Source organism: Helicobacter pylori (assembly GCF_014498195.1).
Classification (GTDB): Bacteria; Campylobacterota; Campylobacteria; order Campylobacterales; family Helicobacteraceae; genus Helicobacter; species Helicobacter pylori_DO.
The window spans coordinates 43,262-58,004 of the sequence record NZ_JACTGH010000005.1; the positions used below are offsets into that span (position 1 = coordinate 43,262).

Sequence of the window (14,743 nt, forward strand, 5' to 3'; positions counted from 1 at the left end):
AATTTTACCTTATTTATTGATTAAGTTTTCAAAATAACGAGATTTTGCTCTTTATAAGTGGTGAAAACCCCTTTTTTGATTTCATAATAAGTTACCCCTAACGCTACCAAAAACGCTAAAAATTGTGCGATAGGGTAAGTTACCCAAACCCCATTAATCCCATAAAAATGACTTAAAATCGGCAATAGGATAACGATAAACCCCAGCGTGTGCGAAAGGGTGATGATAAACGAACTTTTAGTGCGTTGGATGGATTGGAAAAACACCGCGCACAACAAATTCATGCCTAAAAAAACATAGCCAACGTAGTAAATATTCATCGCCCTTTTAGTCTCTTGCATAAAGAGTGCGTCTTGCTCGCTTGGCTGTAAATAAAGCTTGATTAAAAATTCATCTAAAAAATAATAAGCGCCATAGAAAAAAATCCCTATACAAAACGCCGCTTTCAAACCAAAGACAAACACGGCTCGCACGCGCTCTAAATTTCTAGCCCCATAGCTAAAGCTCGCAATCGGTTGGATGCCTTGAGAGATCGCAAACAAAGTCGTAAAAAAGATAATCGCATTATACATAACGATCCCATACATGCTCACAAACCTTTCCCCTGCAGTGTGCATGATAGCGGTATTAAACAATAAAATCATAATAGAAGCGCTAAATTCCGCCGTGCTTTGAGGCACACCGCTTTTAGCTGAAGAAATGACCGAAGACAAAGAAAATCGTTTGATGAAATACAACTGCCCTTTTTTGCGCCAAAAATGCTGCATTAAGACTAAAACCCCTATCGCATGCCCTATCACGGTGGCTATCGCGCTGCCTTGAACCCCCACTTCCAACACAAAAATAAACCAGTAGTTGAAAAAGATATTCGCTAACGATCCAATCAGCATCGCCACCATCGCTAAAACGGGCCGTTTGTCATTCACCACAAAGACATCCGCTAAAGGGTGCAAAACCATAAAAACAGAGCCCATTAAAATGATTTCAATATAGCGTTTAGACATGCTCAATAAAGCATCATTGCTCCCAAAAAAACGCGCGATAGTTTCGCTAAAAGGCAGTAGCACCATGCTCAAAATAAAGGCGCTTATAGCGACAAAATAAAACACGCTGCTAAACACAAGCCTAGCCCTATGGGTTTTATTTTGACCTAAAAAATACCCCACAATGCTCGCTGCCCCAAAACCAAAAAGCAATTCATACGCTATTAAAGCCGGGAAAATAGGCCATGCGATATTGACCGCAGCGATAGCTTCTTTACCCAGTTTCTTGCCCACAAACATGCCATCTATCATAGAGTAAGTGGAAAGTGAGATCATAGAAAAAGCTAAAGGGATAAAATAATAAAAAAAGAGCTTTCTTATCGAATCTTTATGCAAATCAATCTTTTTTTTGAGCATTTAAACCACACACCGCTTAAAATTTATGACAAATTTTTCTATTTTAACATAAAAAGAGAGACAATCTATCCGTTAGCGCAGTTGGATTCAAGCCGTATCATTAAATTTTAAAAATGGTTTTTAACGCAAAAGGGATTTTCCTTTATTGGGCTAATCCTTTTAACGCTCTTTATGTTTTTTTAAACTTTATCGTAATGAATCTAAGCCAAAATAGCGCCAACAACCCCAAAGCCCCACCCACAAAGCCAATATACCCTAGCCCTAATTGGTGGATCACAATACTGCCAAACAGCGCTCCTGATCCAATCCCCACATTATAGCTCCCCGAAAAAATCGCGCTCGCGACATCCGTGGCATCGGGTGCGAGCTGCAACACCCTCATTTGCAACGCAATGGTGAGTGAAGTGATCCCAATCCCCCACAAGAAAATCTGCAAAAAGATCACCCACTCCAAGTTTTTAAACAAAAAAAGCAAGAGTTGCGGGCAAATGACTAAAACCATTGCAAAAGCGATAAATTTTCTTGAATTTTTCGCGTACAAACGGCCGAATAAAAAACTCCCTGCCATGCCTGCTAACCCAAACACAAACAGCATTAGCGTCGTAATGTCAGGAGAAAATTGGCTGATTTGAATGATAAAAGGCTCAATATAGCTATAAGTGGTGAAATGCCCAGAAATAACCATGATCACAAGCAAATAAATCCCCATTAACAGCGGCCGTTTCATTAATATAGGGACACTTGCGAGCGTGCCGGCGTTTTTACTCGGCAAAGGCGGGAGCAATTTCCACATGAGCAACGCTATAAGAGTCGCAACGCCCCCAATCACGCCAAAAGTGGATCGCCAATCTAGAATTTGCCCGATGATCCTCCCAAGCGGTAACCCCAAAATCATCGCTAACGAACTCCCTAACGCTAACAACCCTAATGCCTGTTGTTTTTTGTTTCTTGGTGCGACACGAATGACTAAAGAAGCCGTGATGGACCAAAAAATAGAGTGGGCAAAAGCGATACCTATGCGAGAAATGAGTAACACCCAAAAATTCCACGCTAGCGCTGAAAGGATATGACTAGCAATAAAAAGGGCAAAAAGAAAGAGCAGTAAGCGTTTCCTTTCAATCTTAGCGCTAAGCAGCATCAAGGGCAATGATCCAAGAGACACCACCCATGCATAAGCAGTGATCATAAGCCCCACTGTCGCGCTCTCCATTTCAAAACTTTTCGCAATATCTGATAACAATGCGACAGGGACAAACTCCGTGGTGTTAAAAATAAACGCCGAAAGCGAAAACACAAAAACCCGCACTAAAGCGAATCTTTGATACGATTGTTTGGTCATCATCATTTAAATCTTAAGGGGTTAAATTTTATTCAATTTGAAAACCTAGAATATAAGACAAAAATTTTAACCGCTTGTAAATTAAGGGCTGATTGAAACAAATATTCTCGCTCTATAGGCGCATTAATTTAATAAAGTTGTTACTATATAAAACAGAATTTAAAATCATTTTCAACTTTTAACCAATCTATTTTTTGTAACTGCGGTCATTGTTGATTAAGCGCTAAAATTAAGCTATTGCCTTTTTAATAATTTTAGAATTTTAAAATAAAGGATAATTAAAATGAAAAAAACTTTTTTGATCGCTTTAGCGCTAGTGGCTTCTCTTATAGGCGCTGAAAACACCAAATGGGACTATAAAAATAAAGAAAATGGCCCGCACCGCTGGGACAAATTGCACAAAGATTTTGAAGTCTGTAAAAGCGGTAAAAGCCAATCGCCCATTAACATTGAGCATTACTACCACACGCAAGATAAAGCCGATTTGCAATTCAAATACGCCGCTTCTAAACCTAAAGCGGTCTTTTTCACTCATCATACTTTAAAAGCTTCGTTTGAGCCGACTAACCACATCAATTATAGAGGGCATGATTATGCGCTGGATAATGTGCATTTCCACGCCCCTATGGAGTTTTTAATCAATAATAAAACCAGGCCTTTGAGCGTGCATTTCGTGCATAAAGACGCTAAAGGGCGCTTATTAGTCTTAGCGATTGGGTTTGAAGAAGGGAAAGAAAATCCTAATCTTAATCCCATTTTAGAAGGCATTCAAAAGAAACAAAATTTTAAGGAGGTGGCTTTAGACGCTTTCTTACCAAAAACTATCAATTACTACCATTTTAACGGCTCTCTCACCGCTCCCCCTTGCACAGAAGGGGTGGCATGGTTTGTCATAGAAGAGCCTTTGGAAGTTTCTGCCAAACAATTGGCTGAAATCAAAAAACGCATGAAAAATTCGCCCAACCAACGCCCCGTCCAGCCTGACTACAACACCGTGATCATTAAAAGCTCAGCTGAGACCCGTTAAAATGAAAACTCTCTCTTTATAAAGAGGGAGATAAAAATTATTCTTCATAAAACAACGCTAAAAACTGCAACCGCTTGTATTTTGTGAAACGCTCAAACGCTAAAGACGATTGGGATCCCTACTAAGGAGTTTAAAAAAAGCTCTGTTCTAATTGGGTAACATAGAGTTTTTAAAATACCATAAATAAACTAAAACGATTTTATGGTGTTTTCTTATGCCTACATCCTTTTACTATAACCATAACCCGCTTTTTCTACTTTTTTCTCGGTATTAGCAGCTGCTTCTATTTCTTTACTGACATCAGCAAATATTTTTTGAACGAGCAAAAGGCTCTGAGAGGTTGAAAGGTGGGCTTGTGGGTCTGGTTTTAAATGCCTCATTTCAAGCATTTTAGCTTGAGCTTTAGAGCGTATTTTTAGATTTTCTTTTTGCCATTCTTCTGTAGCTTTAAAATCTCTAGGGTCTAGTTCTAAATAAGCGATAGAACTTGGTTTATAAAAATCCACTTGTTTAGCAATAGCTTTTTGTGAATAGGGCAGAGATTCTAGCTCTTTTTGCAAATAAGCTATAAGCTCTTGTGCTTTTGATCCTCTTTGAGAGCGGGGTTGTTTAGAGTTTGGGAGGTGTTTTGGCTGGATAGGGGTTTGATTGGTTTTTGTGGGTTTAGGGGTTTTGCATTCAGCTTCTACTTCTACAGCAATACCACCCTTAATTCCTACTTTTTTAATAAAGAATTGATTATGATTTTCTTGGCAATTTTGTTCTGCTTTTTTAATGAGATCTTTTTGCGTATTGCTTGTCTTTTGTTTTTCTTGTTCTACTTTTATTTGATTATTAGTCTCTATATTGCTTGTCTTTTGTTTTTCTTGTTCTACTTTTATTTGGTTATTAGTCTCTATATTGCTTGTCTTTTGTTTTTCTTGTTCTACTTTTATTTGGTTATTAGTCTCTATATTGCTTGTCTTTTGTTTTTCTTGTTCTACTTTTATTTGATTATTAGTCTCTATATTGCTTGTCTTTTGTTTTTCTTGTTCTACTTTTATTTGGTTATTAGTCTCTATATTGCTTGTCTTTTGTTTTTCTTGTTCTACTTTTATTTGGTTATTAGTCTCTATATTGCTTGTCTTTTGTTTTTCTTGTTCTACTTTTATTTGGTTATTAGTCTCTATATTGCTTGTCTTTTGTTTTTCTTGTTCCAGTTCTATCCCACTCTTGTTTGCTCTATCCCTAGCGTTTTCAGCTTCCTTTTGAGTTTCAGCCACTTCCTTTTTGGATTGGTCATCAGCAAAACACACATTCATAAGCATGGCTGTTATCGTTGTTACACCTATTGCTGAATTAAACCATGAGTTAGGATGCGTTTTTAAATAATCATCCGCAGTCTTAACATTCCCGCATATCCAATTGCTTTTTTTAATTTGTTTTTTTATCGAGTCTTTTATCGCCTCCCAAAAAGCAATCCCCATTATAGACATTCCCACATTCTTAAAAACTTTCTTTTCTTTTGCCGTTTTTACTAATTTCATCATCATTGTTGCAAGCATTACTAAAACCCTTATAATAGGCATTTAAATCCTTTCAAAAAACAATCTCACCTTTCAAAATCTTATTATTGTAGTATATATAGCCATATTTAATCGCTATTAAACAATTGGTTTGAAAAATTGTAAGGGTCAATCCAATCAGATTTTTCTAATCCATTCCAACAAAACTTGATACAAGTTTCCCTTATACCTTAAACTCACACCCTTTTAAATGGAATAATAGGCAATAACTCGCTAGTTAAGCATTCACTCTCTGCCTGAGTGTAAGCCTTTATATTCCTTTTGACCTACCAAATATTAGCATTTCTCTCAATCAAGCCTTGAGAAATTCAATTACACCCTTGTTTAACATCGCAAGCCTAGTAACTTAAAGCTCTTTTTTAGAGATTGGGCTAGATTGATCCTTATCCTTAATTCAAGCGCATGCGCATTCATCTTTGTTATCTTTGAATAAACTCAAGCGTTCTTAATGTAATGCATGGCGATTTTGAGCGCGTTAGTGGCTGCCCCCACTCTTAATTGATCCGCCACGCAAAAGCCGTGCAAAGTTTTCTTATCAAACAAATCCTTCCTCAAGCGCCCAATAAAGGCGCTATCCGTGTGGCTCGCTTTTAAGGGCGTGGGGTAGAGATTATGGCTAGGATCATCGCAAACAACCACGCTAGGGGCGTTTTTTAAAACTCCATAGACTTCTTTAAGATCGAATTCTTTTTCAAAAGCGATACTCAAACTCTCGCTATGACTCCTCAATACCGGCACGCGCACGCAAGTCGCACTGATAGGGAAATCCACGCCCATGATTTTATGGGTTTCATGCACCATTTTTAGCTCTTCTTTCGTGTAACCATTCTCCTTAAAAGTGTCAATATGAGCGATCGCATTGAAAGCGATCGGGTAAGGGAAAGCCCCAGCTTGCAAGACTTGGTTTAAATCAATAGCAGGGTCTTTTTCCAAACATTCTAAAGCAGTTTTTAATTCATTTTTTAAACTCTCTATGCCCTTATTCCCTGCCCCACTCACGGCTTGATAGGTGCTAACAATAACGCTTTTTATCTTAAAATGAAGGTGTAAGGGGTTTAAAATCTGCGTCATTTGAATGGTAGAGCAATTAGGGTTAGCGATGATATTTAAAGGAGCGTTAAAGATTTCTTTAGCGTTGATTTCAGGCACGACTAAAGGCACATCTTTATGCAATCTAAAAAAGCTCGTGTTATCAACCACTAAGGCCGTTTTTGCAGCGCTTGTGGCAAATTCTTCGCTCACGCTCCCCCCAGCACTAAAAAAGGCGATGTCTATTTTTTCTTTTTCAAAAACTTCATGCGTGGTTTCTAAAATTTCATAGTCTCTATTGAAAGCTTTAATCTTTTTACCAGCGCTCCTAGCGCTAGCGAGCGGGACAAATTTTTTAATCGGGAAAGAAGAATTTTCTAAACCTTTAATCAGCTCTTGGCCTACCGCCCCACTGGCCCCAACAATAGCGACATTATAAGTCTTCATCGTTTTCTCCAATGATTTCAAGGGCTTTTAAAAAACTCAAACAATTCAACTGCATGCCTGAATGCATGTTTTTCAAGCTTAGAGTCTCGCTTTTAAATTCTTCTTCGCCAATGACAGCCACAAACTCATGTCCCTTATGGTTAGCATAAGAAAAGGGTTTTTTGATTTTTTGAGCTTCTGGATAGACTTCGCTAAAAATCCCGCTTTGCCTTAAAGACTCCGCTAAGCGGTTGGCGTAAGAAAAATACTCTTCATGCATGCAAGCGATTAAGACTTTGGCTTGGGTGGAGCGCTCGTCTAATAATTGCATTTCACTCAAAGCCACAATCAATCTATCAATCCCAATAGAAGCCCCTACCCCTTGTAAATTCTCTTTAGAAAAATTTTTAGTCAAATGATCATAACGCCCCCCTGAACACACGCTCCCTAAAGACTTCATATCATTAAGCGTGGTTTCATACACAATCCCTGTATAATACCCTAACCCCCTAGCGATAGAAAAATCAATTTTATACAGGTTTTGAGAAATTTGCAAATCCCCTAGCAGCTGGTATAGCCTTTCTAAATCCTGTATACCCTTTTTTAGATTTTCATTATAGTCTTTCAAATAAGCAATTTTTTCAAAAAATTCCGCATGGCTTAAATCGTTTTGTTGGATTTGAACCATTTCTAAAAGCTCTTTAATGGTGTTTGGATTCAAATCGCACTCTTTTTTTAATTCTTCTTCAACCCCATTCAAGCCAATCTTTTCTAATTTATCCACAATGCGCAGCACTTCATTCACTTGAGCAATGCCAAAATATTCGCATATCCCATTCAAAATTTTCCTGTGGTTGATAGAGACGCAAAAATCTTCTAAATCTAGGGCTTTTAAAGAAGCGATGATCACTTGAATGATCTCAGCATCGCACACCAAACTCTCGCTCCCTATAAAATCAAAATCGCATTGCGTAAATTCCCTATAACGCCCTTTTTGCGCCCTTTCGCCCCTAAAGACATTGCCTATGGCGTAGCGTTTAAAGGGCATGCCTAATATTTGGTGGTGCAAAGAGACAAAGCGGGCTAATGGCACGGTCAAATCAAACCTTAAAGCCACATCTCTATCCCCATGGTCTTTAAAACGATAAATTTCTTTTTGAATATCGCTGCTCGCATCAGGTAGTAGCGCTTCAGCGTATTCCAAATGAGGGGTTTCAATCGGCACAAAACCAAAACTTTGAAACACGACTGAAACTTTAGAAAGCAACTGGGCTTTTTGTATCGCATCTTTAGGCAAGCGGTCTTTAAACCCGCTCAACACTTTAGGGGTAATCATTCCATTTCCTTGTATTTGTATGCTAAAATTTTAGCTTAAAATCTTTAAAAAAGGGCTATTGATGAGCGTAAATGCGCCCAAACGCATGCGTATTTTATTGCGTTTGCCTAATTGGTTAGGCGATGGGGTGATGGCAAGCTCGCTTTTTTACACCCTTAAACACCACTACCCTAACGCGCATTTTATCTTAGTGGGCCCACAAATCACTTGCGAACTTTTCAAAAAAGATGAAAAAATAGAAGCCGTTTTCATAGACGACACCAAAAAATCCTTTTTCAGGCTCCTAACCACTCACAAACTCGCTCAAAAAATAGGGCGTTGCGATATAGCGATCACCTTAAACAACCATTTTTATTCCGCTTTTTTGCTCTATGCAACAAAAACGCCTATTCGCATCGGTTTTGCTCAATTTTTCCGTTCTTTGTTTCTCAGTCATGCGATAACTGCTGCCCCTAAAGAGTATCATCAAGTGGAAAAATATTGCTTTTTATTTTCGCAATTTTTAAAAAAAGAATTGGATCAAAAAAGCGTTTTACCCTTAAAATTAGCCTTTGACCTCCCCATTCACACCCCAAACACCCCTAAAAAAATCGGCTTTAACCCCAGCGCAAGCTATGGGAGCGCTAAAAGATGGCCAGCTTCTTATTACGCTGAAGTTTCTGCTGTTTTGTTAGAAAAAGGGCATGAAATTTATTTTTTTGGGGCTAAAGAAGATACTATCGTTTCTGAAGAAATTTTAAAACTCATCAAAGGCTTATTAAAAAACCCCTTATTATCCCACAACGCTTACAATCTGTGCGGGAAAACAAGCATTGAAGAATTAATAGAATGCATCGCTGTTTTAGATTTATTCATCACTAACGATAGCGGCCCTATGCATGTGGCTGCTAGCGTGCAAACCCCCTTAATCGCTCTTTTTGGCCCCACTGATGAAAAAGAAACTCGCCCCTATAAAGCTCAAAAAACGATCGTATTGAACCACCATTTAAGCTGTTCGCCATGCAAGAAACGAGTTTGCCCTTTAAAGAACGAAAAAAACCATTTGTGCATGCGATCTATCATGCCCCTTGAAGTCTTAGAAGCCGCTCACATTCTTTTAGAAAAGCCTTAAACACTCTCCATGGGCTTTTTTAAAAACACAACCATATTGATAACACTCTGTATATATAAACTTTACTTTTGAAAGCGTGAGAAGAGCGATAAATCCTATCAAAGGTTTTAAAAAATGGTAGGAAATTATAGAATAGCATCCAAAAAAGCGTTTTTAAAAACGCTTTTTTAGAATCAAAGCCATTAGGCCACTGAGTTTTTAGGTTTTTTAGCGTCTTTTTTATCTTTGTGAGCCACTAATTGAGAGCTTAACTCAGGTTTTTTGGCGTCTTTTTTATCTTTGTGAGCCACTAATTGAGAGCTTAACTCAGGTTTTTTGGCGTCTTTTTTATCTTTGTGAGCCACTAATTGAGAGCTTAACTCAGGTTTTTTAGCGTCTTTTTTATCTTTGTGAGCCACTAATTGAGAGCTTAACTCAGGTTTTTTGGCGTCTTTTTTATCTTTGTGAGCCACTAATTGAGAGCTTAACTCAGGTTTTTTGGCGTCTTTTTTATCTTTGTGAGCCACTAATTGAGAGCTTAACTCAGGTTTTTTGGCGTCTTTTTTATCTTTGTGAGCGTATGCAGAACTCACTGCCAAAACTGATAACAAAACACCTGTCAAGATTTGCTTTTTCATACGAAACTCCTTGTGATGATCTTAAAAGCGAGAGAATTATATTTCTCAAAAGTAAACGAATAGAAACCAATAAAATTTTTGATTGGTTTGGTGGTTTTGCTACCTTAAAAAAACTACAATACAAAAAACTTGATAAATTATCTTTGGTTTTAGAAAGCTTGACAAAAAATTAAGATTTCGATTATACTGAAAAAACAATATGAAATCAAGGAGTTTGTATGCAACAGCGTCATTTAGGCCCTTTAAAAGTGAGTGCATTAGCTCTAGGGTGCATGGGCATGACTTATGGGTATGGGGAAGTCCATGATAAAAAGCAGATGGTTAAACTTATCCATAAGGCTTTGGAATTGGGTATTAACTTTTTTGACACTGCAGAGGCTTATGGGGAAGATAATGAAAAGCTTTTAGGCGAAGCGATCAAGCCTTTTAAAGACAAGGTTGTGGTAGCGAGCAAGTTTGGGATTTACTACGCAGATCCTAATGACAAATACGCAACCATGTTTTTAGACTCCAGTCCTAACCGCATTAAGAGCGCCATTGAAGGGAGTTTGAAACGCTTAAAAGTAGAATGCATTGATTTATACTACCAACACCGCATGGATACTAACACGCCCATAGAAGAAGTGGCAGAAGTTATGCAAGCTCTTATTAAAGAAGGAAAAATTAAAGCTTGGGGGATGAGTGAGGCAGGGTTATCTAGCATCCAAAAAGCCCATCAAATTTGCCCTTTAAGCGCGTTGCAGAGCGAATATTCCTTGTGGTGGCGCGAACCTGAAAAAGAGATTTTAGGTTTTTTAGAAAAAGAAAAAATTGGCTTTGTCGCTTTTTCGCCTTTGGGTAAGGGGTTTTTAGGCGCGAAATTTGAAAAAAATGCCACCTTCACTAGTGAGGATTTTAGAAGCGTTTCTCCTAGGTTTAATCAAGAAAATCTAGCCAAAAATTACATCTTGGTGGAATTAATCCAAGATCATGCACACGCTAAAGGCGTTACACCAGCCCAACTGGCTCTCTCATGGATTTTGCACACGCAAAAAATCATTGTCCCTCTCTTTGGCACCACCAAAGAATCCAGGCTCATAGAAAATATAGGGGCTTTGCAGGTTTCTTGGAGTCAAAAAGAATTGGAGATTTTCCAAAAAGAATTGACTGCAATCAAAATAGAAGGGGCCCGCTACCCTGAAAGAATCAATAAAATGGTGAATCGATAAAAGTATTGGGTATTTATAATTGCATTGGCTTTTTTAAAAGAGATTGAGCGTTATTTTCTGTTTGTCAGTGTGTTCTTATCCCCCTGACAAACTTTTTAAGGCATTTTAACAAGGCTTTGTTTTAATAAAAAATTGATTATAAAAATTTGAAAAATACCAAAAAGCGTTTTTTAAGATTGAATACAAAAGAGCTTGTCGTTAGTCAAGCGGAATTTCTTGTAAGGCGGTCTATGAATTAGGGGATTTTTAAAGAGCATTGCTACAAAACACCCCCTAACCCCTTAAGAAAACGAATTCCACCATGAAATAAAATCTAAAACGATTAAACGAAGCAACCAAAAACCCATTTTTTAAAAAATTAAAAAATTTTAGTTATCCCTATTTGACAAGAATAGAGCGAAAAATCAATTTCATAAGCAAACTAAAAATGAAAAAAGATAGCTAAAGGGATAAAAAGAGAGAATAAACCCATTCAAAAAATTTTTTTAATTCATAAGAAGAAAGAATTTAATTCATAAGAAGAAAGAATTTAATTCAAAAGAAGAAAGAATTTAATTCAAAAGAGAAAGAATTTAGATAGCACTTACAACAACGCCCTCTCACAAGAGAGCGTTATTACAAAATCAGCCTTTGCGTTTTTCTACAATTTCCTTAGCAATATTGCTAGGTACTTCGCCATAATGGTCAAACTCCATGGAGTAAGTCCCACGCCCTTGGGTAGCTGATCGTAAATCTGTGGAATAACCAAACATTTCCACTAACGGCACAAAAGCATTCACGATTTTCAAACCTAATCTATCATCCATGGAATTGATTTGCCCTCTTCTTCTGTTTAAATCGCCAATCACATCACCCATGTATTCTTCAGGGACTTCCACTTCCACTTTCATCATAGGTTCTAGTAAAACCGGATTAGCCGCACGACTCGCTTCTTTAAACGCCATAGAGCCAGCGATTTTAAACGCCATTTCTGAAGAATCCACATCATGGTAGCTCCCATCATAAAGGGTAACTTTAAAATCCACCACCGGATAGCCTGCCAAAACGCCGTTTTGCATCGCTTCTTGGATACCCTTATCCACCGCAGGGATATATTCTTTAGGGATCACGCCCCCAGAAATTTCATTCACAAATTCATACCCACTGCCAGGCTCTTTAGGCTCAAGCTTGATAAACACATGCCCGTATTGCCCACGACCACCGCTTTGCTTAGCGTATTTATACTCTTTGCTCACGCTGGAACGGATAGTCTCTCTAAAGGCGACTTGCGGCTGACCGATTTCAGCTTCTACTTTAAATTCCCTCTTCAATCTATCCACGATGATTTCTAGGTGCAATTCACCCATACCGCCAATGAGAGTTTGCCCGGTTTCTTCTTGAGTCATCACCCTAAAGCTTGGATCCTCTTCAGCGAGCTTGCCTAACGCTACGCCCATTTTTTCCTGGTCTGCTTTCGTTTTAGGCTCCACAGCGATGTGAATGACCGGCTCAGGAAATTCCATCCTCTCTAAAACGACCGCATTCTTTTCATCGCAAAGCGTGTCCCCAGTCAGCGTGTCTTTCAGGCCCACAAACGCACAAATCTCACCCGCATAAACTTCTTTAATGTCTTCCCTCTTGTTGGAGTGCATTTTAAGGAGTCTTCCCACGCGCTCTTTTTTGTCTTTGGTGGAGTTATACACATAACTACCGGACTCTAGCTGGCCACGATACACGCGCACAAAAGTGAGTTGGCCCACAAAAGGATCCGTCATGATTTTAAACGCCAAGCCGGCAAACTCGCCATCATCACTGGACTTCACAAAAACTTCTTCTTCGCTCTTTGGATCAATCCCCTTAATATCCACAACCTCTGTGGGCGCTGGCAAGTAGTCAATCACTGCATCTAATAAAGTCTGCACGCCCTTATTTTTAAAAGAAGAACCACAAAGCATGGGGACAAGGCTCATGTTCAAACAACCTGTTTTAATGCCTTTTTTGATTTCTTCAATACTCAATTCTTCACCGCCTAAATACTTTTCCATCAAGGCTTCATCTTGCTCAGCTACGGCTTCTACAAGCTTTTCTCGGTATTCTTTAGCCTTTTCTAACAAATCGCTAGGGATTTCTTCCACATCGTATTTGGCTCCCATGGTTTCATTATTCCAAACAATCGCCTTCATTTGGACTAAATCAATCACGCCAATGAAAGTGTCTTCAGCCCCAATAGGGATATTAATAGGCACAGGATTAGCTTTCAAGCGAAGCTTAATCTGGTTTTCTACATTATAGAAATTCGCCCCAATCCTATCCATTTTATTGACAAAAACAATCCTAGGCACGCCGTATTTATTCGCTTGACGCCACACGGTCTCGCTTTGAGGCTGCACGCCACCCACCGAGCAAAACACCGAAACCGCGCCGTCTAGCACGCGCATGGATCGCTCCACTTCAATAGTGAAATCCACATGCCCTGGGGTGTCGATCAAATTGATTTGGTGATCCTTCCAAAAGCAAGTCGTTGCCGCAGAAGTGATAGTGATCCCTCTTTCTTTTTCTTGCTCCATCCAGTCCATTGTCGCCGCGCCGTCATGCACTTCGCCAATCTTATGGCTCACGCCTGTGTAGAATAAAATCCTTTCAGAAGTGGTGGTTTTCCCGGCATCAATGTGAGCGGCGATACCGATATTCCTAATCCTGTTTAATGGGGTTTTTCTAGCCATTCTAACTCCAATTACCAGCGGTAGTGCGCGAACGCTTTATTCGCTTCTGCCATTTTATGCACATCTTCTTTTTTCTTAAAAGCCGCACCCTTATCGTTAGCCGCATCCATAAGCTCGTTAGCCAATCTATCCACCATCATCCTTTCATTGCGTTTTCTGGTCGCTTCTAAAATCCAACGGATAGATAGCGACTGCTGGCGGCTCGCCCTCACTTCTACCGGCACTTGATAGGTAGCCCCGCCCACTCTCCTGCTGCGCACTTCCACTAAAGGACGTACCCTTTCTAGGGCTTTTTCAAACACTTCAATGCCTTTTTCACCGCTTTTTTCTTCAATCTTATTGAAAGCTTTGTAGATGATTTTTTCCGCTACGCTTTTCTTGCCATCGAACATCATTTTATTGATAAACTTCGTTACCACCTTGTTCCCATAAACAGGATCGCCCAAAACCTCCCTAACGGGTGCTTTTCTTCTTCTCATGCTTTTGTTTTCCTCTTATTTTTTCTTGTTGTCGGTTGCTTTCTTGTCGGTCGTTTTAGCTTTTTTAGTCCCATACTTAGAGCGTGAAACCGTTCTTTTATTCACTCCTGCAGTGTCTAAAGCGCCACGAACGATGTGGTATTTCACACCGGGTAAATCCTTAACCCTACCCCCACGCACTAACACAATGGAGTGCTCTTGCAAGTTATGCCCTTCACCAGGGATATAACTGATCACTTCAAATTTACTAGTCAAACGAACTTTGGCGACCTTTCTTAAAGCCGAGTTAGGCTTTTTAGGGGTAGTCGTATAAACCCTAGTACAAACCCCTCTCCTTTGAGGGCATTCCACTAATGCAGGTGATTTCGTTTTTTTAACCACCTTTTTCCTTTCTTTTCTAATCAACTGATTGATAGTAGGCACTATTCTTCCTTATTCTAAAAATTTAAAACTAAAAGTTCCCCCATTTTACCCTAATTTTTCTTTTAAAAATCTTAACCGATT

General features: G+C 39.0%; 12 protein-coding genes. 3 read left to right on the top strand and 9 right to left on the bottom strand.

Features of this window, described 5'->3' with window-relative positions; translation table 11 throughout:
* Positions 1-20: 20 nt before the first annotated feature.
* Together H7N67_RS03395 and H7N67_RS03400 are read right to left on the bottom strand one after the other, a co-directional pair.
* Positions 21-1,400: an HP1184 family multidrug efflux MATE transporter gene (locus tag H7N67_RS03395; RefSeq protein WP_187939061.1), complete on the bottom strand. Its 1,380-nt coding sequence runs from the start codon at positions 1,398-1,400 to the stop codon at positions 21-23.
* 169 nt (positions 1,401-1,569) lie between these two features.
* A complete protein-coding gene (locus tag H7N67_RS03400) occupies positions 1,570-2,745 on the bottom strand; it encodes a sugar transporter (protein ID WP_187939062.1) in 1,176 nt (391 codons plus the stop codon).
* 277 nt (positions 2,746-3,022) lie between these two features.
* Here H7N67_RS03400 and H7N67_RS03405 point away from each other — a divergent pair, with 277 nt between their 5' ends.
* A complete protein-coding gene (locus tag H7N67_RS03405; RefSeq protein WP_187939063.1) occupies positions 3,023-3,766 on the top strand; it encodes a carbonic anhydrase in 744 nt (247 codons plus the stop codon).
* A 218-nt stretch (positions 3,767-3,984) separates the two neighbouring features.
* Here H7N67_RS03405 and H7N67_RS03410 read toward each other — a convergent pair whose 3' ends face one another.
* From H7N67_RS03410 to hisS, 3 genes are all read right to left on the bottom strand, one after another.
* The gene (locus tag H7N67_RS03410; protein WP_187939064.1) at positions 3,985-5,334 is read right to left on the bottom strand and encodes a DUF874 family protein; all 1,350 of its coding nucleotides are present in this window, start codon (positions 5,332-5,334) and stop codon (positions 3,985-3,987) included.
* 432 nt (positions 5,335-5,766) lie between these two features.
* Positions 5,767-6,807 carry an aspartate-semialdehyde dehydrogenase gene (asd, locus tag H7N67_RS03415; protein WP_187939065.1) on the bottom strand — a complete coding sequence of 347 codons (1,041 nt, stop codon included), beginning with the start codon at positions 6,805-6,807 and terminating at the stop codon, positions 5,767-5,769.
* A complete protein-coding gene (gene hisS, locus H7N67_RS03420; RefSeq protein ID WP_187939066.1) occupies positions 6,794-8,122 on the bottom strand; it encodes a histidine--tRNA ligase in 1,329 nt (442 codons plus the stop codon). Before hisS ends, asd begins: the two co-directional genes overlap by 14 nt.
* Before the next feature lie 61 nt (positions 8,123-8,183).
* On the opposite strand from hisS, the gene waaF reads away from it, so the two are divergent.
* Positions 8,184-9,233, top strand: a complete 1,050-nt coding sequence (gene waaF, locus H7N67_RS03425; RefSeq protein ID WP_187939067.1) for a lipopolysaccharide heptosyltransferase II — start codon at positions 8,184-8,186, stop codon at positions 9,231-9,233.
* A 182-nt stretch (positions 9,234-9,415) separates the two neighbouring features.
* Here waaF and H7N67_RS03430 read toward each other — a convergent pair whose 3' ends face one another.
* Positions 9,416-9,850 carry a hypothetical protein gene (locus H7N67_RS03430; protein ID WP_000744159.1) on the bottom strand — a complete coding sequence of 145 codons (435 nt, stop codon included), beginning with the start codon at positions 9,848-9,850 and terminating at the stop codon, positions 9,416-9,418.
* 218 nt (positions 9,851-10,068) lie between these two features.
* Here H7N67_RS03430 and H7N67_RS03435 point away from each other — a divergent pair, with 218 nt between their 5' ends.
* Entirely contained in the window at positions 10,069-11,058 is a 990-nt protein-coding gene (locus H7N67_RS03435) for an aldo/keto reductase (protein WP_187939068.1), read from the top strand.
* 623 nt (positions 11,059-11,681) lie between these two features.
* On the opposite strand, the gene fusA is transcribed toward H7N67_RS03435, so the two are convergent.
* The 3 genes from fusA to rpsL are packed head-to-tail and all read right to left on the bottom strand — an operon-like array spanning position 11,682 to position 14,662.
* A complete protein-coding gene (gene fusA, locus H7N67_RS03440; protein ID WP_187939069.1) occupies positions 11,682-13,760 on the bottom strand; it encodes an elongation factor G in 2,079 nt (692 codons plus the stop codon).
* A gap of 11 nt (positions 13,761-13,771) precedes the next feature.
* A complete protein-coding gene (gene rpsG, locus H7N67_RS03445; RefSeq protein WP_001254355.1) occupies positions 13,772-14,239 on the bottom strand; it encodes a 30S ribosomal protein S7 in 468 nt (155 codons plus the stop codon).
* Between the two features lie 15 nt (positions 14,240-14,254).
* The gene (rpsL, locus tag H7N67_RS03450) at positions 14,255-14,662 is read right to left on the bottom strand and encodes a 30S ribosomal protein S12 (RefSeq protein ID WP_180645683.1); all 408 of its coding nucleotides are present in this window, start codon (positions 14,660-14,662) and stop codon (positions 14,255-14,257) included.
* Positions 14,663-14,743: the final 81 nt, after the last annotated feature.